The following is a 23,868-nucleotide window of genomic DNA, read 5'->3' as shown; positions in this document are numbered from 1 at the left end:
TTGAAGAGTGTGAGAAATTATAACAAATAAAAGTCTTGCTTTGAAAAAGAGGGGAAATGAATACCTTAAATCTATCTCATTCTTGGAGTGAAATTTCCCACGTGCATAAGAAGAGAGCAAAGGAGAAGTATTTGGGAAAATACAAAAACAAAAAACCCCTCAATCGAGGGGTTTCTACAGCCGTAAATATCAAAGAAACTTAGATATATGCAACTTTCACAATTTCGTATTCAACTTCACCCTGTGGAGTTTGAATTTTTACTTCATCACCTTCGCTTTTGCCCAAAAGGCCACGCGCGATAGGAGAGTTCACTGAAATTTTATTGATTTTAAAATCAGCTTCGTCATCACCCACGATCATATAGGTCTTTTGTTCTTCGGTGTCTAAGTTTTCGATAGTGACTGTCACCCCAAAAACCACGCGACCGTTCTGTTCAAGTTCTTTTACATCGATAACTTGAGCCGCACCCAATTTACCTTCGATGTCTTGAACACGACCTTCACAGAAACCTTGTTGCTCACGCGCAGCATGGTATTCCGCATTTTCTTTTAAATCCCCGTGCTCACGTGCTTCAGCAATTGCCGCAATAATACGTGGACGTTCAATACTTTTTAATTGATGTAATTCTTTCTCTAAGGCTAATTTGCCTTGGGGAGTCATAGGATAACGTTGCATTGTTGTCCCTCAAGTCTGTGAGTGTAAAAAATATAGGTTTATAAATGAAAAAAGCCCGCCACCGAGAGGTGACGGGACTTCTCGGTAAACGAATTAACCTACAGTTTGTAAATCTTGCAAACGGTATACATCCATTGGCAATTGAATCGCAAAAGCTTGGCATACAGCATCGGCACCGTTCAAGGTCGTAGTGTTATACACTTTCGCTTGAAGTGCTGAACGACGAATCGAGAACGAATCTTGTTGAGCTTGTTTGCCTTCAGTTGTATTGATAATGAGGTGAACTTCGCCATTTTTCAAGCGGTCCACGATATTAGGACGGCCTTCAGTGACTTTATTTACACGTTCACACTCAATACCCGCAGCTTTAATGAACTCATAAGTACCGCCAGTTGCAAGTACTTTGAAGCCAAAGCCTACCAGTTGCTTCGCAATACCAACAGCACGAGGCTTGTCTGAATCACGCACAGAGATAAATGCATGCTTCACTTCGCCTTCTGTAGGAAGACCTGGTACGCGTTCATTCGAGCCTAACACAGCTTTGTAGAATGCTTCACCAAATGTTTTACCAACACCCATTACTTCGCCTGTAGATTTCATCTCAGGGCCAAGAATAGGGTCAACACCCGGGAACTTGTTGAACGGGAACACCGCTTCTTTTACAGAGAAGTGAGTCGGGATGATTTCTTTAGTAAATCCTTGAGATTCTAAAGACTGACCCGCCATACAACGCGCAGCCACTTTCGCTAAAGACTCACCGATACATTTAGAAACGAATGGCACAGTACGAGACGCACGTGGGTTCACTTCTAGGATATAAACGTCTTCGCCTTTCACAGCAAACTGTACGTTCATCAAACCAACAACGCCAAGCTCTTTCGCCATAGCAACGGTTTGACGACGCATTTCGTCTTGGATTTCAACTGAGAGCGAGTACGGAGGTATCGAACATGCTGAGTCACCTGAGTGAATCCCTGCTTGTTCAATGTGCTGCATAATACCGCCAATCACAACGTCTTTACCGTCAGATACACAGTCTACGTCAACTTCGATCGCATCATCTAAGAAACGGTCAAGAAGTACAGGTGCTTCATTTGATGCTTGAACCGCATCACGTAAGTAGCGTTTAAGCTCTTCGTCGTTGTATACGATTTCCATCGCACGACCACCGAGTACATAAGAAGGACGTACCACAAGTGGGTAGCCTACTTTCGATGCTTCAGCCATACCTTCTTCAGCAGATTTTACGATGCTGTTGTTTGGCTGACGAAGTTGAAGACGTTGAATCATTTGTTGGAAACGTTCACGGTCTTCTGCGCGGTCAATCGCATCTGGTGATGTACCGATAATTGGCGCACCTGCTTCTTCTAAAGCACGAGCCAATTTAAGCGGAGTCTGACCACCATACTGAACGATAATGCCTTTTGGCTTTTCAGTACGAACGATTTCAAGTACATCTTCCAATGTGATTGGTTCGAAGTACAAACGATCAGAAGTGTCGTAATCCGTTGAAACTGTTTCAGGGTTACAGTTCACCATGATGGTCTCGTAACCATCTTCACGCATTGCAAGCGCAGCGTGTACACAGCAGTAATCGAATTCGATCCCTTGACCAATACGGTTAGGACCACCACCGATCACCATAATCTTATCTTTATCAGATGGGTTTGATTCACACTCATCATCGTAAGTTGAATACATGTATGCAGTGTCAGATTCGAACTCTGCTGCACAGGTATCCACACGTTTGTAAACTGGCGTTACGCCCAAGTTCCAACGGTGCTTACGGAATTGTTTTTGTGAAATACCCATCAAGTTCGCGATGCGAAGGTCAGATAAACCTTTACGTTTGAACGAACGGATGTTGTCTGCGTTTAGATCACCAAAACCTAAAGTTTTGATTTCATTTTCAGTTTTGATGATGTCTTCGATTTGGATCAAGAACCATTTATCGATTTTCGTCGCTTGGAACACGTCTTCTAAGGTGAAACCATGACGGAATGCATCAGCCACATACCAGATACGCTCTGGACCCGGAACTTTAAGTTCAACCAAGATCTTTTCTTTCGCGCCTTCAGTTCCTACAGCGATTTTTTCATCAAAACCACACGCACCCACTTCAAGACCACGAAGCGCTTTGTTTACAGACTCTTGGAAGTTACGACCAATGGCCATTACTTCACCCACAGATTTCATCTGTGTGGTCAGTGTTGCGTCTGCTTGTGGGAATTTTTCGAAGTTGAAACGTGGAATTTTTGTTACCACGTAGTCAATTGCAGGTTCGAACGAAGCAGGAGTCGTTCCGCCTGTGATGTCATTTTTTAATTCATCAAGGGTGTACCCAACTGCTAGTTTCGCTGCAATTTTTGCAATCGGGAAACCAGTTGCTTTTGAAGCCAAAGCAGATGAGCGAGAAACACGCGGGTTCATCTCGATGATCACCATACGGCCAGTATCTGGGCAAATACCGAACTGAACGTTAGAACCACCTGTCTCAACACCAATTTCACGAAGAACTGCTAAAGATGCATTACGCATCAATTGATATTCTTTGTCTGTCAATGTTTGTGCAGGCGCAACAGTGATTGAGTCACCTGTGTGCACGCCCATTGGGTCAAAGTTTTCGATCGCACAAACGATAATACAGTTGTCGTTTTTGTCACGAACAACTTCCATCTCGTATTCTTTCCAACCAATTAAAGATTCATCAATCAATAATTGTTTGGTTGGAGAAAGATCGAAACCGCGTTCACAGATTTCAAGGAATTCTTCTTTGTTATAAGCGATACCGCCACCTGAACCACCCATCGTGAATGACGGACGGATAATCACAGGGAAGCCGAAGCGCGCTTGAATCTCTAAAGCTTCTTCCATGTTTTCAGCAATCGCAGCTTTTGGACATTCAAGACCAATTTTACGCATTGCTTCATCAAACAGTTTACGGTCTTCAGCTTTTTCAATCGCTTCTTTGGTTGCACCAATTAATTCAACATTGTATTTTTCTAAAATACCGTTGGCATCCAGTGCAAGCGCACAGTTCAATGCTGTTTGACCACCCATTGTAGGAAGGACAGCATCTGGACGCTCTTTTTCAATGATTTGTGCAACAGTCTGCCAAGTGATTGGCTCGATATAAGTTGCGTCTGCCATCGCAGGGTCGGTCATAATGGTTGCTGGGTTAGAGTTCACCAAAATAACACGGTAGCCTTCTTCACGAAGAGCCTTACACGCTTGCGCACCTGAGTAGTCAAACTCACATGCCTGTCCGATGACAATCGGACCTGCACCAATAATTAAGATACTTTTAATGTCTGTACGTTTAGCCATGATCGCTTCCTTAATTACTTCTTAGATGCTTCGATAAGTTCGATGAAATGATCGAACAATGGTGCGCAGTCATGCGGACCAGGGCTTGCTTCAGGGTGACCTTGGAAGCTGAACGCTGGTTTGTCTGTACGATGAATCCCTTGAAGAGTTTGATCGAACAAAGACTTGTGCGTAGCTTTCACGTTTGCAGGAAGTGTTTCTGCATCCACTGCGAAGCCGTGGTTTTGAGAAGTAATCATCACTGTGCCTGTTTCCATGTTTTGAACAGGGTGGTTAGCACCGTGGTGACCATGCGGCATTTTCACTGTTTTTGCACCTGAGGCAAGTGCAAGAATTTGGTGACCCAAGCAAATACCAAAGACGGGTAGGTTGCGAGCGTCTTCTACAATTGTTTTTACAGCTTCAATTGCGTAGTCACATGCAGCTGGATCGCCAGGGCCGTTCGATAAGAACACGCCATCCGGATTCAATGCAAGCACGTCAGCAGCAGGAGTTTGTGCAGGCACGACAGTGAGTTTACAACCGCGGTCTGCAAGCATACGTAAGATGTTGGTTTTGACACCGTAGTCGTATGCAACAACATGGAATTTAAGTTCAGGTTGTGTGAAGCCTGTGCCTAATACCCAAGAACCTTCTGTCCATTCGAAACCAGTTGGGTCACAGCATTCTTTAGCTAGGTCTAAACCATTTAAACCACCAAATGCGCGTGCTTTTTCTAAAGCCTGCTCTTCAGTAATATTTTCACCAGCAAGGATGCAACCGTTTTGCGCACCTTTGTCACGTAAAATACGGGTTAATTTACGCGTATCAATATCTGCAATTGCGACAACATTATGTTCTTTTAAGTATTCGCCTAAAGATTGCGTTGATCGGAAGTTGCTATGCAATAAAGGTAGGTCACGAATGATTAATCCGTTGGCCCATACTTTATGAATTCGACCTGACTCAGCGTCTTCATCATTACAACCTGTGTTACCGATATGAGGGTAAGTTAAAGTCACAAGTTGCTGTGCATAACTCGGGTCAGTCAAAATTTCTTGATAGCCAGTCATGGCAGTGTTGAAAACGACTTCACCAGTCGTACTACCCGATGCACCAATAGACGTTCCTTTAAAGATCGTACCATCGGCAAGGGCTAAAATTGCTGGGGTGCTCAAACCAAAGCTCCTGAAATTTAGGCTGTAAAAAAGCGAGTAGACGAAAAAAAAGGAAGGCTATCTAAAAACCTACCCTCCCTATGTCTGCTCGCTTGAACTTAACATGGCACTATACGCAACTTCACTAACAAAGTCCATGCCAATAAGATGGAATTAACAAGATAAAGTGCTTTTATTTTGTAGCGGATACTGTTTCTAAGTTTTGTAAAGAAAAATGTAACAACAAATAATTGTCTAACAAATCAAAATCTAAATTTTATCGAATCACGCTAAGCTGTCGCTGTGTATATAACAACAGGAATAACATCATGACTGAACAAGACAAAGTGACCAAACCAAAGCCAGCGTTGAAAGAAGTTGTTGCAGAAAGCACTGAAAAGCTTGAGCAAGTGGCGAAAGAAGCAACAGAGCAGGTCACTGAAGCGGTAGTTGAAAGCAAAGAAAAGCTTGAAGCTGAAGCGAAGCAGTTAAATGCCAGTGTGCAAGAGCAACTCCGCCAATTTAAACAAGATCTTTTACTGCGCTTAGAAACCATTAAAGGGCAGCTATCGAACTCTCAAAAAGACTTAACTGAACTAAAAGAGTTTGTTAAAACTGAGTTTACGGCCGTTTTAGATGACTTGACCAAACTAGGTAAAGAGCTAAAAGGTGATGTCAGCGAAATTTCAGTAAAACATAAAGATCAGTTGACTGAAACTTTCAAACGTTCAAAAGAACACACCATAGATGCGTGGAATAAAGTTTCAAGCAAGTAATCTCGCTGTACGAGGCTCAAGATTAAGTGCATAAAAAAGTGAGGTCATGGCCTCACTTTTTTATTGTTCTGGTTTATTTGTCTGGATTAAAACTGATGCAACCAATCACGTTTATTGTGAAAGTCAGCTTGTTGACCACTATGCTGCATGGCATAGAACTGTTGACCTTGTGAAGTATTCAACACAGCGGATAAACCCAGATATAGGTCAGCCCATTTGAGTTTGTGTTGCAGCATAAATTCAGTCAGATCAATGCTGACATTTAAACCATAGTGGGTGCGCTTCAATTGATTGAGTTCAATATCGTAAGCGACCTGTGGCGGCATATCTTCAGGATAGCGATATTCCTCAAACTGATAGGCCTGCCAAGCTTGCGAAGGGGAGAGATTGATCTCGCGATAATAATCTTCGCCTTTTACCCCGATAAAGACTTCAAAACAGGTGTTTTCCCATAAAAAGTCTTGACGAGGATTTGCATTCACGACTTCGGGCCAGTGCATGTACAAATTGGGATCGCGTAACCAAAAGCCGATATTGAGAGCATATGGGCTTTGTTGTTCAATCGCACCAACAAGCGAAATTGCTTGAAAGCGACGATCAAATGCACTGAGTTCGTAACTTGCCATAAAAAACTACAATTATTTTGCTGCGTGAGCGAAACGAACTAAATTAGACAATTTGGCATTTTGTTTCGCCGCTTTTTTGTAAAGCAACGCAATTTTACCAATGGTCTGTACAATTTCTGCACCTGTAGTTGAGGCAATTTCTGCAATGATTGCAGCGCGCTCTTCACGGTCTTCACCCGCGACTTTGACTTTAATCAATTCGTGGTCGTTTAAAGCACGTAAAATTTCTTCAACGACATTTTCAGTCAGACCTGAACCGCCAAGCATTACCACAGGGTTTAAAGCATGACCGATTTGACGCAAACGCTTGCGTTCCTGAATGGATAAAGTCGCCATAAAGATAACCTAATTTTAAAAACGGCTTAGTATAACAAACTGCGAAATTAAACGCTTTATATTCTGTGGAAATAATCGATTTAGATAATAGAAAAAAACAACTAAAACCCAAGATTTGGATACAGATGTATACTGCAAGCCTAGAGAATTTAACGTACAATTAAGTTTAAGAAATTTTAATGTTTTAGAGAGATATGGCAACACGCATTACCAACCAAAAGTTATCCAAAAGTAGCCGTGCGTGGATGAGAGAGCACCTTGATGATCATTTTGTGAAAAAAGCGCAAAAAGAAGGTTATCGAGCACGTGCAGCTTATAAGTTACTTGAAATTCAAGAAAAATATAACATCATTCGTCCTGGCATGACCGTGGTTGACTTGGGTGCTGCACCTGGAAGTTGGTCACAAATTGCAGGAAAGCTGGTCGGTGATCGAGGATTGGTGGTTGCATCTGACATTTTGGAAATGGATGCACTTCCAGATGTGACCTTCTTGCAAGGTGACTTCCGTGAGCAAGAAGTATTCGATAAATTGTTAAATATTTTAGATGGACGTAAAGTAGACGTTGTAATTTCAGATATGGCCCCCAATACTTCAGGTAACAAGGCTGTAGATCAACCTCGCCAGATTTACCTCTGTGAATTGGCCATCGATTTTGCTACGAAAGTGCTCGGTCCAAATGGTCAATTTGTTGTAAAGGTATTCCAAGGTACAGGCTTTGACGAGTTCCGTAAGCAAGTAGTCGACAACTTTGATGTGTTAAAGACAGTAAAACCTGCTGCATCACGTGCCCGATCTAAGGAAGTATTCTTAGTTGGGCAAGGCCGTAAGAAGGCTTTCAAATAAAGTTTACTTGCCAAGTCGTTAAAAATTGTGCATTTTGTACCTTTTTATTATTTTGCGAAGCTGATCTTCAGCAGAAACTTTAAGGTCACCCGATAGGGCATGATCAAATTAGATTGATATGGGAATAAAGCTTTGAGCGATCTCTTCAAGAATGCCATATTGTGGCTAGTGATACTGGGCGTACTGATCCTCATTTTCAGTAATGTCAGTAGCAATGAAAAGCCGACAGCGATGAATTATTCAGAGTTTGTTGCTGCGGTGAATGCTGGTCAAATTAAGCAAGTGACAATTGATGGCGAACGAATTCATGGCCAAAAATCAAACGGTTCAGAGTTTGAAAGTATTCGTCCTGCGGTTCAAGACCCAGAGCTTATGCCTAATCTGATTAAAAATAACGTTGTCGTTGAAGGTACTGCACCTGCACGTCAAGGTTTATTGATGCAACTTTTGATCGCAAGCTTCCCTGTACTTTTAATCATTTTGTTATTCATGTTCTTTATGCGCAACATGGGTGGCGGAGCAGGTGGTAAAAACGGTCCAATGAGTTTTGGTAAGTCAAAAGCAAAAATGTTGGCAGAAGACCAAATTAAAGTGACTTTTACCGATGTCGCTGGCTGTGATGAAGCAAAGCAAGAAGTTGTAGAAATTGTTGATTTCTTAAAAGACCCTTCAAAATTTAAACGTTTAGGTGCAACGATTCCTAAAGGCGTGTTAATGGTGGGTCCACCGGGTACAGGTAAAACTTTACTTGCAAAAGCAATTGCAGGCGAAGCGAAAGTACCATTCTTTAGTATTTCTGGTTCTGACTTTGTTGAAATGTTCGTGGGTGTGGGCGCGTCTCGTGTCCGTGACATGTTTGAACAAGCGAAACGCCATGCACCATGTATCATCTTTATTGATGAGATTGATGCTGTGGGTCGTCATCGTGGTTCAGGTACAGGTGGTGGTCACGATGAGCGTGAGCAAACCTTGAACCAAATGTTGGTGGAAATGGATGGCTTTGAAGGCAATGAGGGTATTATCGTCATTGCTGCGACAAACCGTGCCGATGTACTGGATAAAGCTTTACTCCGTCCAGGTCGTTTTGACCGCCAAGTTATGGTTGGCTTACCAGACATTAAAGGTCGTGAGCAAATCTTAAATGTTCACATGAAGAAACTTCCTTCAGTGACTGGTGTCGATGTACAGGTGCTTGCACGTGGTACACCTGGCTTCTCTGGTGCACAATTGGCGAACCTTGTGAACGAAGCTGCATTATTTGCTGCACGTCGTAACAAGAACACTGTCGATATGCATGATTTTGAAGATGCAAAAGACAAGTTGTACATGGGCCCTGAACGTAAGTCGATGGTGATTCGTGAAGAAGAGCGTCGTGCAACCGCGTACCATGAAGCTGGTCATGCGATTGTGGCTGAAATTCTACCGGGTACAGACCCTGTGCATAAAGTGACTATTATGCCGCGTGGTTGGGCATTGGGTGTAACTTGGCAGTTGCCTGAACATGACCAAACCAGCCACTATAAAGACAAAATGTTGAATGAACTTTCAATTTTGTTTGGTGGTCGTATTGCTGAAGAAATCTTTATCAACCAAATGTCGACAGGTGCTTCAAACGACTTTGAACGCGCAACTAAAATGGCACGTGCAATGGTGACCAAGTACGGTATGTCTGACAAACTTGGTGTAATGGTGTATGAAGATGATTCTCAGCAATCATTCATGGGCAGCATTGGTAGTCGTACTATTTCTGAAGCAACACAGCAACAAGTAGATGCGGAAGTTCGTCGTATCATTGATGAGCAATACCGTGTTGCACGTGATATCTTGGAAAATAACAAAGATATCGCGCATGCGATGGTAAAAGCTTTGATGGAATGGGAAACGATTGATCGCGAGCAAATTCGTGACATTATGGAAGGTCGTGAGCCACAACCACCAAAAGTATATGTTGCAGAAAATCCTGTGATTGATGTAACTCCAACGGATGGTCCAAGCACACCACCACCATTACCATCTGCGATTTAATTTTAAAAAGTTAAAATAAAAAACCACCTTCGGGTGGTTTTTTATTGCACAGATTTTTCACTGTCGATGAAGAAAAATAGGCACTTAAAAGTGGGAACGCGTTAAGATAATGTAAATTGAACTGGAGAATATCACATGCAATTGATGGCTTTGCCGAAGAAAATCCTACGTTGTGGTGAGCTATCACTCGATCTATCGGTACCGCATGTGATGGGTATTTTAAATGTGACGCCAGACTCGTTCAGTGATGGCGGCAAACATAATGGCAAACTACAAGCGATTGCACATGCTCAGCAAATGATTGCCGATGGAGCGACAGTCATCGATATTGGTGGTGAATCGACGCGTCCAGGTGCATCTGTGGTTGAGGTTGAGGAAGAGATTCGTCGTGTCGTTCCAGTGGTGGAAGCCTTGGCTGAACTTGATGTGGTCATTTCGATTGATACCTCTCAACCTGAAGTAATTCAAGCTGCGGTCGCAGCAGGCGCACATATCTGGAATGATGTGAGAGCATTAACACGCCCGAATGCTTTAGAGATGGCAGCTGAACTGAATATTCCAGTGATCATCATGCATATGCGTGGTGAACCAACCACTATGAATAGTTTAGATCAATACGATAATGTCACTTTAGATGTGATGGCTGAGCTTTCCCAGCGTGTGGCGGATGCACTCAAGGCAGGTGTCAAAGCTGAAAATATCATTATTGATCCGGGTTTTGGCTTTGCTAAAAATGCAAAGCAGAACCTTAAGCTTTTAAACGAATTCCATCAGCTGAATCAGCTCGGGTATCCCATCTTGTCCGCATTGTCACGGAAGCGCTTTATCGGCGAAGCCTTAGGTGGGGCGGATGCAGGGCAGAGGGCTGTGGGTTCTGTAGCGGGACATTTGCTGAGTATTCAACAAGGCGCGTGTATGGTGCGCGCTCATGATGTCAAAGCCATGAGTGATGCGATCAAGGTTTGGCAAGCGATGAATATTGCTTAATGCGGCGGCGGAATGCTGGGCTAATGATTTAATTTGAAAATTTGATCTTTATCTGATTTTTAGACTAGCAGCATTTTGAGATGCTGCTTTTTTATTTGGTGATTTGTTCGGTTTATGTTATACAGACTCGTTTTTTAAGTTTCTCGTTTTGAGTGCCTGTATGTTTGCAGATTTACTTCTCCCTATGTTTGATGATGAATATTATCCCGATATTCTTGTTGCTGAAGTGAAGCAGCATGTCGAGACTTTTGCTAAAAAAATTGTAAAAGCAAAATCTGAGGGTGATATTTATCAATATGCCAATGCCACAGTGGCTGAAATTAATGAAATGAAGCCACATTTTGAAGATCTGGATTCGTCGTTAGATGATTCTGCTGCCGATTTTATTGCTGAAGCGATGATGATGGTGGTACAAGATGCTGGGTTTATGGATATTGAAATGGAAGAATTGGTGGTGAATAGAGAGTGGTGAGTCACTCTCTCATTTCAAGTGCAGTTGGTTTTTGTTTTAGACGCTGAGATTGCTGTTACAGTTCATCTAAAAGATCGGTGAGATGACAACTTTGGTTTAAATGCTCATCTTTAATCGTATCGACCGTCATCACGTATTCACCATCGACCATTTCAGCATTTGCACTGAGATTCAGCCAAAATTTTGGATGCTTTTTCATGAGCTCACGAATATGTTGCTCATCTTTAGTATGATTAAAGCTTAATTTAAAATGAGCATTTACTGATTTACACGCATGTAAATAGAGTTGACGGTCTTTTTCAATAATCGTGCCTGCAAACAAGTCATAAAAGGTATCGCTATCTGTTTGCTGTGAGGTGGGGTTTGCATGGCTGACGTTTGCAAAAACTAGGCTCAGGATGATAATGAAGATATTCTTTTTCATATTGTGATTGTTATGTGCTTCGATGCATAAATTATAGACATAAAAAAACCAGCATATTGCTGGATTTTTTATTGCACCATCTTAATTAGCTTAAGAATGGTGCCCGAGGCCAGACTCGAACTGGCACGCTTTGTGGGCGGGGGATTTTAAATCCCCTGTGTCTACCGATTTCACCACTCGGGCATGAGCGCAATAATAGAGGACGAAATAAAAGTTGGCAAGTCTATTTGTGATTATTTGCTTTCTTTTCAATCAATTCAGCGGTTTATGTTTAAAAAATAGCAAAATTATCTGTGCTGCACTCGTTCAGGCTTCATAAAAATGTCATCGACTTGAGATATGGATGTCATCTTTTTCGCATAAATTTCAAGTCCATATCGTCTTTAGGCAATCCACATGACAAAAAAAATGAACCGCCGAGAACTTATTCAAAAAACTTTGGCAGGATTTGGTGCTTTATCTTTACCTATTTCACTGACCGCTTGTGGTGATGACGCCGATTCAAACACACAGCCCACTACGCAAGTGCAGTTTTTGCATGGGGTTGCCAGTGGTGATCCTTTACAAACTCAAGTTATCATTTGGACACGCGTAACATCATCGGATAGGAGTGCGCGTTTAGAGGTGCTCTGGGAAGTGGCAAAAGATGCAGACTTTAAACACATTACAGCAACAGGAAAGGTGCTGACTACAGCTGCACAAGATTTTACGGTGAAAGTGGATGTGACGGGACTTGCTGCGGGGCAAGTTTATTTCTACCGTTTTAAATCGGCGTCGACATATTCAATCACAGGGCAAACCAAAACTTTGGCAACGCAAGTACAGTCGGTACAGTTTGCCGTATGCTCATGTTCAAATTATCCAGCGGGTTATTTCCATGTTTATAAAGAAATGGCCAAACAAGATGTGGATGTTGTGATTCATTTGGGGGATTACATTTACGAATATGGTATGGGCGGATATGCAACGGAAGAGGCTGTAGAGATGGGGCGTGCACTGGCGGATGATAATAGCTTAGAAATTATTCGCTTAGATGACTATCGCAAACGTTATGCTTTATATAGACTAGATCAGGATTTACAGGCCGCGCATCAACGCCATCCTTTTATTGTGGTATGGGATGACCATGAACTCGCAAATGATACATGGGAAAAGGGTGCTGAAAATCATCAGTCAGATACTGAAGGCGATTTCCTTGAACGTAAACTTGCGGCACTGGCGGCCTATTTTGAGTGGATGCCAATCCGTCCGCTTTCTGAAAAAGATCATTTGAATATTTATCGCCAGTTTAACTTTGGTAATTTAGTGCAGTTAAATATGTTGGATACGCGTATTCTAGCGCGGAGTAAACAGTTAGATTATGCAGATTATTTAACCGCATCGGGTTTGGATGCTGTGCGCTTTACTACAGATATGCAAGACCCAAATCGAACGTTACTGGGGTTGAATCAACGCGCATGGTTAACACAGCAACTTGCGAGCTCTAAAGCCACATGGCAAGTTTTGGGTCAGCAGGTGTTGATGAGCAAAATGCTTGTTCCAGCCGAGATGTTACAAGTGCTCAGTGCAATCAGTAGCGGCGCGGTGACTCCAGATGTTTTGGCGCAGGTGAATCAACTCATTAAAGAATTGGTGGAAATAAAACTTCGTTACTTAAATCATGATCCATCTTTAACAGTAGAGCAGTTGTCTCGTATTAAAACTGTGGTTCCTTACAATTTAGATGCATGGGATGGTTATGCGATTGAAAGGGAGACGCTGTACGGCACACTGCAGTATTTAAATAAAAAAGTCGTGGTCTTGGCTGGTGATACACATAATGCATGGGCATCGGACTTACACGATTTAACAGGGCAATTTGTGGGTGTGGAGTTAGCGACAAGTTCAGTTTCCTCGCCAGGTATGGAAAAGTATTTGTCTATTCCAATGCAACAACTCCAAGAGTTTGAGTTTGCTTTTACAACCTTGATTGATGAGCTGAGTTATTGCAATTTAAATCAGCGCGGTTATTTGAAAGTCCGTTTTACCGCAGAGCAGGTGCAAGCGGATTGGATTTTCGTAGATAGTATTAAGCACAAAGAATACATCGTTGACGAAACTCGCTCGCATCAAGTGATATTAGACTCGACATTATTGCCAGTCAGTGCATTAAAACAAACGGCATAAAATGACCTTAGAAAAACCGAGCATCATTGCTCGGTTTTTTATAATTTTTCATCGATATAACTGTCGAGATCGATGTGCTTAATCTGCTTACAGTAAGCATGCTCATACTTCAGCAGTTGCACGTATAAATCTGCTTCACGCCCCAGCTGAAGTTTTCGTGCCTGATAATCTTCAGATTGATGGGAGCTAAAGCGTAATTGGAGTCGAGATTTGACCGTTTGCTTATAGGCCCAAAAACAGACACGTCTGAGTTGTTGTAACTGGTGATGTTCAACCGACTGGCTGTGGTCTCGAAATAAATTTTCTTTATAGAAGCGCACAAAACCAAAGTTCACCCCAAAATAAAACAAGATCCACATCAGCAAACTGCTTTCAAGGAACATCAGATTTAGTCCACTTAAAAGAATCACTGTAGCGAGTTTGATGGGCGCATGGCGTTGCAGTTGATACAGGGAGTTTGATGAATGTTTAATTTGTTTAATGACAAAAGGTAAGACCCACATCAGCACCAATAAAATACTGATAATGGCATAACTATGACTTTGGAGCGGATCGATATTCTCCAAGTGAGTTAAGTAAAAATCTTTCAGAATTAAGCTGATTGGAATAAAAATCATCACCGCCAAAACCCACGGAATAATTTCACGTTGGTCATCTAAAATACCGCGTGTTTTGATTTGACTATAAAGCAAGTAATTACGTTTAAATGCGGCAGGGTAGCGGGTCTCTAATTGTTGCAGTAACAGTTGAACTTGTTTGGATTGCATCGTCAAAAAAGAGCGTATGAGAAAAATAGCCTTTACTATAGTAGATTTGGAAGGGGGATGGCTCAAAAAAATACGTGAAACAGAATATTCACAGAGAAAAGTACAACAATTTCGCTTTTTCGCTCTGAATTATGCGAAAATGTCGGATTCAATTTTTTTGTCTAAGGGCAGTTCATGACTGATCATTCTCCTGAATCTTTAAGTGATATCGAAATTTTAGACATTTTGCAGTCTATGAAAGACGATGAGCTTGATACAGAGGCAAAAGAAGAGATTCTTAAGGGTGGTAAAGCGGGTCGTCAAGAAGCACATAAACTTGCGATTGTGGCTTTAAACCAATCTTTTGAAAGTAAATTTGTTGAAGCTGTAGCTTTGGCGTTGGGTCTGAATGAAGGTCAAGCCAAAAAAATTCGTTATAAGAAAGACCGCATCCGTATTTTAAAAGTACGTGGGATTGATTACATGGCGATTGATGGTGCGGAAACAGCACAAGTCTTGTCACAAGTTGCACAAGCAATTGTACGTGAAGATGCGACCGTGACACATGATTTGCATAACATCTTCCCATTTTGGAAAGAAGGCTGGCCAATGGTTCAGTTTGACAGCGCATATAAAATTTTATCTGAAGATATTAGCATTCACTATCAAGCGACTTTAGATAAATTACTTGAATTGTATGGTCGTTAAGATCGCAGCACCAAAAGCACCTTCGGGTGCTTTTTTATGGGCTTCTATTTAACTATGGAAAATCCAAGACAGTAATAAGCTGATGGGCCAAATGAACAGTCGCCACCATGTAATCAGTGGATTCCAGAAATACTGTCCAAAAGACAGAGTCTCGTTAAAGCTTCGTTGCCCACGTTCATAAGCATAAGGTGTAATCCGCCATGCTAAAATCAGCAAAACAATCGCAGTTACGATCAGCAGCGTGTGGCTGTATTGGGCAAAATAATAATAAATCAGATAGAGCGCAGAATAAAAGAAAGTACATGCCAACACAGCGGGCAATGAAAAAGACATAAGCTTGACTCTATTGTATTGTTATATCAAGGCATTATAAATGAAAATACCCGATGTATCACATCGGGTATTTATCGGTTGTTGAGCTTAAGGTTCGTTATAACTCAGTGTGGGTATTTGATTAACCCAGCGTTGAGTAAAGTGGGAAAATACCAAAGACCATTGCTGTAACCAGCATCACTAAACAGGTAATCACCGCCCACTTGATGGTAAATTCTTGGTGTTCACCGAAGTTAATTCCTGCCAACCCACAGAGTAAGTAAGTTGATGGAACCAATGGAGACAGTAAGTGTACAGGTTGACCAACAATCGATGCACGAGCCATTTCCACAGGCGTGATACCATAGTGTCCAGCGGCTTCAGAGAGTACAGGCAGTACACCAAAGTAGAAGGCATCGTTTGACATAAAGAATGTCAGTGGCATACTAATCACAGCCGTGATTGGTGCTAAATACGGCCCCATACTTTCTGGAATAATGGCAACCAGTTCTTGAGACATGGCCTCAACCATACCTGTGCCTGACAAAATACCGGTAAAAATACCTGCCGCGAAGATAATCCCGACTACAGCTAGGGCACTGGCAGAGTGGTTACCAACCAAACGCTTTTGCATGTCTAAATCAGGATAGTTCACCACCAAGGCAATACACAGCGCTACCATGAACAGAATAGCCGCAGGTAAAACACCCATCACTAAGCAGACCATCAAGACCAAAGTCAGTAGTGCGTTAAACCATCTTAAGTGGGCACGGTTAGCTTCTGGTTCTTGCGAAATCTGAATACTGTCACCATGGCTAATATCTAATTTCACAATACCAATGCGTTTACGCTCCATACGGCCATACATAAAGCCGAGGAAGTATAACCAGCCAATTGCAACGAGCATTGGTAAAATCATCGGAACAAAGACATCGTTTGGATCGACATGTAATGCAGTTGCAGCACGTGCCGTTGGTCCACCCCATGGCGTTAAGTTCATGATTCCGCTCGCAAGCATCATCAGACAGGCCATAATTAAAGGGCTCATACCAATACGCTTATACAGCGGTAGCATTGCGGCAACACAGATCATATAAGTGGTTGAGCCGTCACCATCCAAGGAAACAATTAAAGTCAGCGTAATGGTGCCGAGGGTCACTTTTAAAGGATCGCCTTTAACCTGCTTTAAAATCCACTTCACTGAAGGGTCGAATAGACCCGTGTCGATCATAATTGCAAAATAAAGGATTGCGAAAAGGAGCATTACGCCCGTAGGAGCGAGCTTTTTAATGCCTTCCATCATTATATTGCCAAGTTCAGCAATATCAAATCCAGCAAGGTTGTCAACAAAGAGACTTAAAACATAAGTAAGTAATGCAAAAATGATAGGGATTAAAGTTAAAGCAACAAGAGCGCTCAGTCGTTTGGACATGATTAAGTACATGAAGCACATAATCATGCCTAAACCTAAAATGGTCAGCATGGATCAATCCTTTGAACGTGTTAAGTCTGTTTATTCAGCAAGTGACAGCGATAGTATGCAATTCAGCATGATTTTTAAATGCTCTTAAACATATGTGATTTTTCATTCTATTTTTCTAATAAATAATATATATCTGTAAAGTATGGTTAAGATACTTATTTTGTATAACTTCATATGGTTAAATCTGAAGCAAAAAAAACCTTGCAGTTGCAAGGTTTTAATTCAAGGCGATGTTTCTATTCCTCGACTGTTTGGGTTGCAGGCTGTAGTGTTTCTTCAAGTAAGCGCGTCACTAAAAGTTGGTCAATCTTAAAATGATCGACATCAACCACTTCAAATTTAAAGCCTGCGTATTCTACGGTATCGGCAGGGCGTGGAATTTTGCGTAGACGGTACATCATAAAACCAGCCAAGGTTTCATAATTTTCTTCATCTGGCATTTCATCAATGGCCAGTGCATGCTTCATGTCTTCAATCGGCGTGCTGCCATCAATCAGCCATGAATTATTATCACGTTTAATGATCTGTTGTTCGGCTTCAATTGGAGTAACCCAGTCGCCCATGACCGTAATCATAATGTCTGACAGGGTAATGACGCCCACGACCAAAGCATATTCGTTAATCACAACAGCAAACTTTTCTTTGGTGGAGCGGAAACGGTCTAATAACTCAGACAAGGTTAATGTGTCTGGAATGGTGAGAACATTACGAATGGTGCTTTCATTGAGTTGTAGTAAAGATTGATTATTCAGGATACGGACCAGAATGTCTTTGGCATCGACATAGCCAATTACATCGTCAATATTTTCACTACAGACTAAGAACTTAGAATAAGGATATTCAGCCAATTTTTGACGAATGCTGGCTTCGGATTCATTTAAAGTAAAATACACCACGTTTTCACGCGTGGTCATACTTGAAGGAACGTTCCGCTCTTCAAGTTCAAATACGTTTTCAATGAAATGGTGCTCTTGCTTTTGCAGCACCCCAGCTTGCGCACCCGCATCCATCACTGCAGAAATATCATCAAAGGTAATGTTGTCATCACGGGTGGTATTCACTTTAAATAGGCGGAATAACAAGTTGGCAAGAGCATTAATAATCCAAGCCAAAGGTTTGCAGACCTTAATAAATACCTGAATGGGGTTAATCACCGCAATAGAGATTTTCTCTGGGGCAATCATGGCCAAACGTTTTGGCATGAGGTCAGCAAACAAAATAAATAGAGAGGTGACTAAAGTGAAAGATAGAGCAAAGCTAATGGTTTCAGACCAAGGGCCAGTATAAAAACGAGAAACAAAGCTCATGAAGTAAGGACGAAAAGCCCCTTCACCTAAAATACCGCCCAAGATTGCCACTGCGTTTAAGCCAATTTGTGAAGCGGCAAAGAAGTCAGCAGAATTTTCTTGTAAATTCAAAACTTTCTGTGCGCGATCCTCACCCGACTCAGCCAAGATTTTCAGCTTGACCTTACGTGCTCCCGCCAGTGCAATTTCTGTCAGAGACAAGAAACCTGCCCCAGCAATCAGGACTAGAATGATAACTATGTTTTGAAAAAGGCTCACCGAATCCACCTGTGATTCATCGTTATTATGAATATTTTTAACACAAAAAAATAAAGACAGTAATTAGTTACTGTCTTCTATCATACCTGAGTTATTGATATGAATATGAATTATTTAGAACTGAATGCTTAATAATGTGAGAATTGCGAGTTATTGCCTAAAAACTCTCGATTTTCTTCCTCAATCATTTGACGTGCCACATACAAAATCAGCTGTCTGAGCCAGCGATGTGCAGGATGGTGATGCAACAGTGGGCACCATGCCATTTTCAACTCAAATTCTGGAATATAAAAAGGTGGATCTTTAATCAGGAGATTTTGACTTTTGGCTTGTAGGCGTGCAATACGGGTCGGTAAAGTCGCGACTAAGTCTACATTTGAAGCCAATAGTGCAGGCATTTGATAATGTCGAGTGAAGACCGAAATTTTACGTTTTTGGCCAATACGCTCTAACGCTTGATCAATCCAACCGAGACCTGCTTGTTTTTCAGGGTTAACGCCGAAACCAACGCCCATACCTGTTTTAGAGACCCAAATATGCTGTGCATCAAGGTAACTTTTTAGGTTTAAGTTGCTGGCAGCGGGGTGTTTACCGTTCAGCAAACATGAAAAACTGTCACGCCAGACTAAAACTTGATGGAAGCTTTGTGGAATTTCATTGAATCGGTTAATGGCTAGATCAACTTTACCCTGTTCCATATCACGATATGACACATCACTTGGAGTTAAGAAGTCTAAAACCACATTGGGTGCTTCAGACCGTAATGCTTTAACGAGGCGTGGAACTAAGGTTGCTTCGGCATAATCCGAAGTCATAATACGGAAAACCCGATTTGAGGTATAAGGACGGAACTCGGTACGAGGTTCCAAAATCATGGAGAGATCAGAAAGAGCGTCACGTATGCGGGGTTGTAACTCTAAAGCCCGTTCGGTCGGTGTCATACCTTCAGAAGAGCGAATTAGCAGGGGATCATTAAATAAGTTACGAAGACGACGTAGAATATTACTCATTGCTGGTTGGGTGACACCCAATTGTTCAGCTGCTCGGGTTACATTTTTTTCGCGTAAAAGTACGTCCAAGTAAATTAAGAGGTTTAGATCAACCCGCTCCAGATTCATAAAATAAATACCGAGAATAAAATCATGAAATTATTTGCATTATGCCATAAGCCACCAGTCTTGTGTAATAAACTGACGAAAAAAAAAGCATCGGGTTGTATAAAGAATACCCCCTTCATTTTCTCAGAAAATGTTTTTTATTTTTAAAAGCGGAGAGGATATTAGTCCTAAGCAATGTTTTAATATGTGTGAATTGAGGCTTAGAGTATCGCCTAGAAAATGGCTTGAGATGGCTTATTGTTGGTGGAATAAAAGCGTGATAAATACTCTTTTTGCTGAATATTGAACTTTTGTCATTTCGGTCACATTAAGTATTGATTTTCGGTTGGGACTCTTTTTTTCAACGGCCGAGACTTAAGTCTAATGAAGAAATATTCGACAAAGTATGTATTTTTTACGGTTTTCTTATTTTATTTAAGTTTAATAATAACAAATACTTGGTTTTAATTTGTCGAAATATAATTAGACTTTTATCTATGTATTTTTTAAATAAATACTGAAAATTAATGCAGAATATTGGATTAATTTTTTCTGTCAATCTAATCTGTATTCATCGCAACGAAGCGCTCTAAATCTAAGCAAAAGCTTGAGGGTCTGATTTTAGCTTTTCGTTGAAGAAAATCCTAATATTATTACAGGAAATATCATGACTACATATCAAACAGCGATTGATGCAATCCGCGAATTAAAAGCAAAATTCGGTAGCACTTGGGCAGACATCAGTCCTGAAGATGCTGCGCGTATGCAAATCCAAAACCGTTTCAAAACTGGTTTAGATATCGCTAAATACACAGCTGCAATTATGCGTCGTGATATGGCTGCTTATGATGCTGACTCTAGCAAATACACTCAGTCTTTGGGTTGCTGGCACGGTTTCATCGCACAACAAAAAATGATTGCGAACAAAAAATACTTCGGTACGACTGAACGTCGTTACATCTACCTTTCTGGTTGGATGGTTGCTGCACTTCGTTCAGAATTCGGTCCACTTCCTGACCAATCTATGCATGAAAAAACTTCAGTACCTGCATTGATCGAAGAAATCTACACTTTCTTACGCCAAGCTGATGCTAAAGAATTAAACGACCTATTCCGTGCGCTTAAAAAAGCTCAAGAAGCTGGTGATACTGCAAAAGCTGCTGAAATCACTGCGCAAATCGACGGTTTCCAAACTCACGTAGTGCCAATTATTGCGGACATCGACGCTGGTTTCGGTAACGAAGAAGCAACTTACTTACTTGCTAAGAAAATGATCGAAGCGGGTGCTTGTGCACTACAAATCGAAAACCAGGTTTCTGACGCGAAACAATGTGGTCACCAAGCTGGTAAAGTAACAGTTCCACACGAAGACTTCATCGCGAAAATCCACGCGCTTCGCTATGCATTCCTAGAAATGGGTCTTGACGACGGTATCATCGTTGCACGTACTGACTCTGAAGGCGCTGACTTGACTCAAAAAATCCCAGTGGTTAAAGAGCCAGGCGACATCGCTTCTCAATACATCAGCTACTTAGACACAACTGAAATCGACATTTCAGAAGCTCAAGAAGACGAAATCCTGATCAAGCGTGATGGTAAACTTCACCGTCCTAAACGTCTTGCTTCTGGTCTATACCAGTTCCGTGAAGGCACGCAAATCGACCGCGTTGTACTTGACTGTGTAACTAGCCTACAAAACGGTGCTGACCTTCTTTGGATCGAAACTGCGACTCCAAACGTTGCTGAAATCGCTCACATGGTTAACCGTGTACGTGAAACAGTTCCAAATGCGAAACTTGTTTATAACAACTCGCCTTCGTTCAACTGGACTTTAAACTTCCGTCAACAAGCATATGACCGTTGGGTTGCTGAAGGTAAAGACGTTTCTGCTTACGACCGTGCTAAGTTAATGAGCGCTGAGTACGATGCAACTGAACTGGCTGCTGAAGCTGACGAAAAAGTTCGTACATTCCAGGCTGATGCTGCTCGTGAAGCGGGTGTGTTCCATCACTTGATCACACTTCCGACTTACCACACAGCTGCGCTTTCTACTCATGAGCTTGCTCAAGGTTACTTCGGTACTGAAGGTATGTTGGCTTATGTTGCTGGCGTACAACGTAAAGAAATCCGTGGTGGTATCGCTTGTGTTAAACACCAAGCAATGGCGGGTTCTGACATCGGTGATGATCACAAAGAAATCTTCTCTGGTGACAACGCTCTTAAAGCGCACGATGATGCTAAAAACACAATGAACCAATTCGCTGCTCACTAAGCACTGAACTGATTCAAAAGAAAACCCTGCGAAAGCAGGGTTTTTTTATGACTTAATTTTAAGCTTGTTGAACAGCTTGAGTGTGAAATATTGAACAAAAATGTTAAGGCATCAGAATCAGTAGCCAAACAATAAAGATAATACTTAAAGAAACAAACTGTGCAGCACTGCCCATGTCTTTGGCATTTTTTGAAAGTTCATGCCGCTCCAGTGAAACACGATCCACAATCGCCTCAATCGCTGAGTTGAATAACTCAACAATAATTGCAAGTAAACAGACGGCTACCATGAGGGCTTGTTCTAAGCGACTGACATCACAGAAAAAACTTGTTGGAATCAGAATCAGGTTAATCAACAGGACTTGGCGAAAAGCAGCTTCGTGCGCAAATGCGGCCTTAAAACCTGAAATAGAATAATGTGTCGCATTAAAAATACGTCTAAAACCTGACTTGCCTTTGAGTGGGGAATATTGGCTCATACCATCAACCATTTTAAAATTTCAGCCACAATACATGATCTATATTAAAAGTCACTTAATTATAGTATTCAAAAAGTGCTTAATCTATGTATACCTAAAATAAGAGAAAAGAGATTAAAAAGCCTGCTTTTTAATCTCTATAGTTAAAGGGTGGATATGGGTTGGAAGTAAACGAGATGCTCAGTTGTCTGGTTTGCTTCGTAGATGATCTATTCTATTTTTTCAAAAAAGCATCGGCGGCTTGACGACCTAAAGCGGGATCATCGGTAAAGACACCATCCACTCCCGCTTTAAATAAAATCTCAAACTCTGCCAGTGCGCCTTTTTCGCACTTTTCAGCGGCAATGGCGCTACAGTCTAAATAGTCTGGCAAGGAATTGTTTTCAGGGCGTAGGGTATAAGGATGTACTTTTAAGCCCACTGCGTGTGCATCGTTCACAAAACTGGACGGGGTCGCTGGCTGAGTATTCGGCACGATATAGGTTTTGCTTGGTCCGACACCATGCGCATAGCTTGCGACGTCTTTCAGTCCTTGAGGTGTTGCCATATCACTATAGCGGAGTGTTGATTTGGCAAGCACAGCATCGGCAGGTTGTTCGGACTTGCCACCATAGAGTTGAATAATTTTGGCATGTCGAATCGATTTTAATTGATCCAACTGTTGACGCATCTGTTTTAAGTTGCTGACTTCAAACGACTGGATATAGACTGGCGCAATGTCACGACTATAGGTGTGTTTGGCCAGCGTGGTTAATAAGCGTTGCTCCATGGCCAAATTGAGACCTTGGAAATAGCTGGGATGTTTGGTTTCGATATACAGGCCCACAATTCTTCCTGTCTTTTTATAGTGCGCATCTACGAGTTCAATAATTTCATCTAAAGTAGGCAGATCAAATTGATCATTATATTGGGCATTTGCTGGACGAATCTCTGGAATACGTTCTCGTGCCTTCAGTTGCTTCAGCTCGTTTAAAGTAAAGTCTTCAGTAAACCAACCTGTGTAAGTCACGCCATCAACGACTTTACTCGTCTTCCGTTCTGCAAACTGCGGCAAGCTGCTGACATTGGTGGTTCCTCCGATTTCATTTTCATGGCGAGCGATTAAATAACCGTCTAGAGTTGGCACCAAATCAGGCTCAATAAAATCTGCACCATCATCAATTGCTTTTTGATAAGCGGCTAATGTGTGTTCAGGGCGTAGCGCGCTGGCGCCGCGATGTCCAATGATAAGCAATGTAGGCTCAATGTATTCGGCGTTGTTTGGCGGTGCTTGGGACGCGGCATTGTCTTTCTCATCATGATGACAGCCCAATAAGCCTAAAAAAATCAAACTCAATAATGTTCTTTTTAACATGTGTTCCTCAACATTTTATTGTGGTGTTGCGGATTCAGTGTTCAATTTTAATATCTC

21 protein-coding genes and 1 tRNA gene are annotated in these 23,868 nt (G+C 41.8%); 8 read left to right on the top strand and 14 right to left on the bottom strand.

What is annotated here, in order from left to right:
• Positions 1 to 199: 199 nt before the first annotated feature.
• The 3 genes from greA to carA form a co-directional block, all read right to left on the bottom strand.
• A complete protein-coding gene (greA, locus tag ACF8FD_RS04450) occupies positions 200 to 676 on the bottom strand; it encodes a transcription elongation factor GreA (protein ID WP_004695598.1) in 477 nt (158 codons plus the stop codon).
• Between the two features lie 93 nt (positions 677 to 769).
• Positions 770 to 4,003: a carbamoyl-phosphate synthase large subunit gene (gene carB, locus ACF8FD_RS04445; RefSeq protein ID WP_010327274.1), complete on the bottom strand. Its 3,234-nt coding sequence runs from the start codon at positions 4,001 to 4,003 to the stop codon at positions 770 to 772.
• A gap of 14 nt (positions 4,004 to 4,017) precedes the next feature.
• Positions 4,018 to 5,160 carry a glutamine-hydrolyzing carbamoyl-phosphate synthase small subunit gene (gene carA, locus ACF8FD_RS04440; protein ID WP_234304632.1) on the bottom strand — a complete coding sequence of 381 codons (1,143 nt, stop codon included), beginning with the start codon at positions 5,158 to 5,160 and terminating at the stop codon, positions 4,018 to 4,020.
• Positions 5,161 to 5,468: 308 nt separating this feature from the next.
• Here carA and ACF8FD_RS04435 point away from each other — a divergent pair, with 308 nt between their 5' ends.
• On the top strand, positions 5,469 to 5,915 hold the full coding sequence (locus tag ACF8FD_RS04435; RefSeq protein ID WP_234304633.1) for a hypothetical protein: 447 nt from the start codon (positions 5,469 to 5,471) through the stop codon (positions 5,913 to 5,915).
• Between the two features lie 86 nt (positions 5,916 to 6,001).
• On the opposite strand, the gene ACF8FD_RS04430 is transcribed toward ACF8FD_RS04435, so the two are convergent.
• Together ACF8FD_RS04430 and yhbY are read right to left on the bottom strand one after the other, a co-directional pair.
• A complete protein-coding gene (locus ACF8FD_RS04430; RefSeq protein WP_004695605.1) occupies positions 6,002 to 6,541 on the bottom strand; it encodes a DOMON-like domain-containing protein in 540 nt (179 codons plus the stop codon).
• Between the two features lie 12 nt (positions 6,542 to 6,553).
• Positions 6,554 to 6,877 carry a ribosome assembly RNA-binding protein YhbY gene (yhbY, locus tag ACF8FD_RS04425; RefSeq protein ID WP_004695606.1) on the bottom strand — a complete coding sequence of 108 codons (324 nt, stop codon included), beginning with the start codon at positions 6,875 to 6,877 and terminating at the stop codon, positions 6,554 to 6,556.
• Positions 6,878 to 7,071: 194 nt separating this feature from the next.
• Here yhbY and rlmE point away from each other — a divergent pair, with 194 nt between their 5' ends.
• The 4 genes from rlmE (at position 7,072) to ACF8FD_RS04405 (ending at position 11,206) form a co-directional block, all read left to right on the top strand.
• On the top strand, positions 7,072 to 7,722 hold the full coding sequence (gene rlmE, locus ACF8FD_RS04420) for a 23S rRNA (uridine(2552)-2'-O)-methyltransferase RlmE (protein ID WP_004695608.1): 651 nt from the start codon (positions 7,072 to 7,074) through the stop codon (positions 7,720 to 7,722).
• Between the two features lie 132 nt (positions 7,723 to 7,854).
• Positions 7,855 to 9,747 (top strand): ATP-dependent zinc metalloprotease FtsH, encoded by a 1,893-nt coding sequence (gene ftsH / locus ACF8FD_RS04415; protein ID WP_125273227.1) that lies wholly within the window; start codon positions 7,855 to 7,857, stop codon positions 9,745 to 9,747.
• A 135-nt stretch (positions 9,748 to 9,882) separates the two neighbouring features.
• A complete protein-coding gene (gene folP / locus ACF8FD_RS04410) occupies positions 9,883 to 10,734 on the top strand; it encodes a dihydropteroate synthase (RefSeq protein WP_058870062.1) in 852 nt (283 codons plus the stop codon).
• Positions 10,735 to 10,894: 160 nt separating this feature from the next.
• Positions 10,895 to 11,206 carry a DUF5713 family protein gene (locus tag ACF8FD_RS04405; RefSeq protein ID WP_004982696.1) on the top strand — a complete coding sequence of 104 codons (312 nt, stop codon included), beginning with the start codon at positions 10,895 to 10,897 and terminating at the stop codon, positions 11,204 to 11,206.
• Between the two features lie 55 nt (positions 11,207 to 11,261).
• On the opposite strand, the gene ACF8FD_RS04400 is transcribed toward ACF8FD_RS04405, so the two are convergent.
• On the bottom strand, positions 11,262 to 11,630 hold the full coding sequence (locus ACF8FD_RS04400) for a hypothetical protein (RefSeq protein WP_234304634.1): 369 nt from the start codon (positions 11,628 to 11,630) through the stop codon (positions 11,262 to 11,264).
• A gap of 97 nt (positions 11,631 to 11,727) precedes the next feature.
• A tRNA-Leu gene (locus tag ACF8FD_RS04395) sits at positions 11,728 to 11,813 on the bottom strand.
• 213 nt (positions 11,814 to 12,026) lie between these two features.
• Here ACF8FD_RS04395 and ACF8FD_RS04390 point away from each other — a divergent pair.
• Positions 12,027 to 13,796, top strand: a complete 1,770-nt coding sequence (locus ACF8FD_RS04390) for an alkaline phosphatase (RefSeq protein ID WP_234304635.1) — start codon at positions 12,027 to 12,029, stop codon at positions 13,794 to 13,796.
• A gap of 38 nt (positions 13,797 to 13,834) precedes the next feature.
• On the opposite strand, the gene ACF8FD_RS04385 is transcribed toward ACF8FD_RS04390, so the two are convergent.
• Entirely contained in the window at positions 13,835 to 14,563 is a 729-nt protein-coding gene (locus ACF8FD_RS04385) for a hypothetical protein (RefSeq protein ID WP_234304636.1), read from the bottom strand.
• Positions 14,564 to 14,737: 174 nt separating this feature from the next.
• Between ACF8FD_RS04385 and ACF8FD_RS04380 the strand changes: the two genes are divergently transcribed.
• The gene (locus ACF8FD_RS04380) at positions 14,738 to 15,250 is read left to right on the top strand and encodes a hypothetical protein (RefSeq protein WP_148825660.1); all 513 of its coding nucleotides are present in this window, start codon (positions 14,738 to 14,740) and stop codon (positions 15,248 to 15,250) included.
• Positions 15,251 to 15,298: 48 nt separating this feature from the next.
• Here the strand turns inward: ACF8FD_RS04380 and ACF8FD_RS04375 are convergent, their stop codons facing one another.
• The 4 genes from ACF8FD_RS04375 to ACF8FD_RS04360 all read right to left on the bottom strand — a co-directional run bounded on the left by ACF8FD_RS04375 (position 15,299) and on the right by ACF8FD_RS04360 (position 19,728).
• Positions 15,299 to 15,583: a hypothetical protein gene (locus ACF8FD_RS04375; protein ID WP_148825661.1), complete on the bottom strand. Its 285-nt coding sequence runs from the start codon at positions 15,581 to 15,583 to the stop codon at positions 15,299 to 15,301.
• A 121-nt stretch (positions 15,584 to 15,704) separates the two neighbouring features.
• On the bottom strand, positions 15,705 to 17,045 hold the full coding sequence (locus tag ACF8FD_RS04370) for a CitMHS family transporter (RefSeq protein WP_234304637.1): 1,341 nt from the start codon (positions 17,043 to 17,045) through the stop codon (positions 15,705 to 15,707).
• Positions 17,046 to 17,281: 236 nt separating this feature from the next.
• Positions 17,282 to 18,610 carry a hemolysin family protein gene (locus tag ACF8FD_RS04365; RefSeq protein WP_114393054.1) on the bottom strand — a complete coding sequence of 443 codons (1,329 nt, stop codon included), beginning with the start codon at positions 18,608 to 18,610 and terminating at the stop codon, positions 17,282 to 17,284.
• A gap of 128 nt (positions 18,611 to 18,738) precedes the next feature.
• Positions 18,739 to 19,728 (bottom strand): LysR family transcriptional regulator, encoded by a 990-nt coding sequence (locus tag ACF8FD_RS04360; RefSeq protein ID WP_005400438.1) that lies wholly within the window; start codon positions 19,726 to 19,728, stop codon positions 18,739 to 18,741.
• 646 nt (positions 19,729 to 20,374) lie between these two features.
• Here ACF8FD_RS04360 and ACF8FD_RS04355 point away from each other — a divergent pair.
• The gene (locus tag ACF8FD_RS04355) at positions 20,375 to 21,979 is read left to right on the top strand and encodes an isocitrate lyase (protein ID WP_178928302.1); all 1,605 of its coding nucleotides are present in this window, start codon (positions 20,375 to 20,377) and stop codon (positions 21,977 to 21,979) included.
• A 103-nt stretch (positions 21,980 to 22,082) separates the two neighbouring features.
• Here ACF8FD_RS04355 and ACF8FD_RS04350 read toward each other — a convergent pair whose 3' ends face one another.
• Together ACF8FD_RS04350 and ACF8FD_RS04345 are read right to left on the bottom strand one after the other, a co-directional pair.
• Positions 22,083 to 22,457, bottom strand: a complete 375-nt coding sequence (locus tag ACF8FD_RS04350) for a diacylglycerol kinase (protein WP_178928303.1) — start codon at positions 22,455 to 22,457, stop codon at positions 22,083 to 22,085.
• A gap of 214 nt (positions 22,458 to 22,671) precedes the next feature.
• Positions 22,672 to 23,811 (bottom strand): glycerophosphodiester phosphodiesterase, encoded by a 1,140-nt coding sequence (locus ACF8FD_RS04345; RefSeq protein WP_279678632.1) that lies wholly within the window; start codon positions 23,809 to 23,811, stop codon positions 22,672 to 22,674.
• Positions 23,812 to 23,868: the final 57 nt, after the last annotated feature.

The sequence above is a fragment of the Acinetobacter sp. TYF_19 genome (assembly GCF_043105125.1).
GTDB lineage: Bacteria > Pseudomonadota > Gammaproteobacteria > Pseudomonadales > Moraxellaceae > Acinetobacter > Acinetobacter johnsonii.
This window is presented reverse-complemented; position numbering and strand designations above follow the sequence as displayed.

Coding starts and splice junctions, on each gene's coding strand:
- ACF8FD_RS04430 (WP_004695605.1), bottom strand. CDS start 6,541: ATGGCAAGTTACGAACTCAGTGCATTTGATCGTCGCTTTCAAGCAATT.
- ACF8FD_RS04380 (WP_148825660.1), top strand. CDS start 14,738: ATGACTGATCATTCTCCTGAATCTTTAAGTGATATCGAAATTTTAGAC.
- ACF8FD_RS04435 (WP_234304633.1), top strand. CDS start 5,469: ATGACTGAACAAGACAAAGTGACCAAACCAAAGCCAGCGTTGAAAGAA.
- ACF8FD_RS04375 (WP_148825661.1), bottom strand. CDS start 15,583: ATGTCTTTTTCATTGCCCGCTGTGTTGGCATGTACTTTCTTTTATTCT.
- ACF8FD_RS04355 (WP_178928302.1), top strand. CDS start 20,375: ATGACTACATATCAAACAGCGATTGATGCAATCCGCGAATTAAAAGCA.
- greA (WP_004695598.1), bottom strand. CDS start 676: ATGCAACGTTATCCTATGACTCCCCAAGGCAAATTAGCCTTAGAGAAA.
- folP (WP_058870062.1), top strand. CDS start 9,883: ATGCAATTGATGGCTTTGCCGAAGAAAATCCTACGTTGTGGTGAGCTA.
- ACF8FD_RS04400 (WP_234304634.1), bottom strand. CDS start 11,630: ATGAAAAAGAATATCTTCATTATCATCCTGAGCCTAGTTTTTGCAAAC.
- yhbY (WP_004695606.1), bottom strand. CDS start 6,877: ATGGCGACTTTATCCATTCAGGAACGCAAGCGTTTGCGTCAAATCGGT.
- ACF8FD_RS04345 (WP_279678632.1), bottom strand. CDS start 23,811: ATGTTAAAAAGAACATTATTGAGTTTGATTTTTTTAGGCTTATTGGGC.
- ACF8FD_RS04370 (WP_234304637.1), bottom strand. CDS start 17,045: ATGCTGACCATTTTAGGTTTAGGCATGATTATGTGCTTCATGTACTTA.
- ACF8FD_RS04360 (WP_005400438.1), bottom strand. CDS start 19,728: ATGAATCTGGAGCGGGTTGATCTAAACCTCTTAATTTACTTGGACGTA.
- rlmE (WP_004695608.1), top strand. CDS start 7,072: ATGGCAACACGCATTACCAACCAAAAGTTATCCAAAAGTAGCCGTGCG.
- ACF8FD_RS04405 (WP_004982696.1), top strand. CDS start 10,895: ATGTTTGCAGATTTACTTCTCCCTATGTTTGATGATGAATATTATCCC.
- ACF8FD_RS04390 (WP_234304635.1), top strand. CDS start 12,027: ATGACAAAAAAAATGAACCGCCGAGAACTTATTCAAAAAACTTTGGCA.
- ACF8FD_RS04385 (WP_234304636.1), bottom strand. CDS start 14,563: ATGCAATCCAAACAAGTTCAACTGTTACTGCAACAATTAGAGACCCGC.
- ACF8FD_RS04350 (WP_178928303.1), bottom strand. CDS start 22,457: ATGAGCCAATATTCCCCACTCAAAGGCAAGTCAGGTTTTAGACGTATT.
- carB (WP_010327274.1), bottom strand. CDS start 4,003: ATGGCTAAACGTACAGACATTAAAAGTATCTTAATTATTGGTGCAGGT.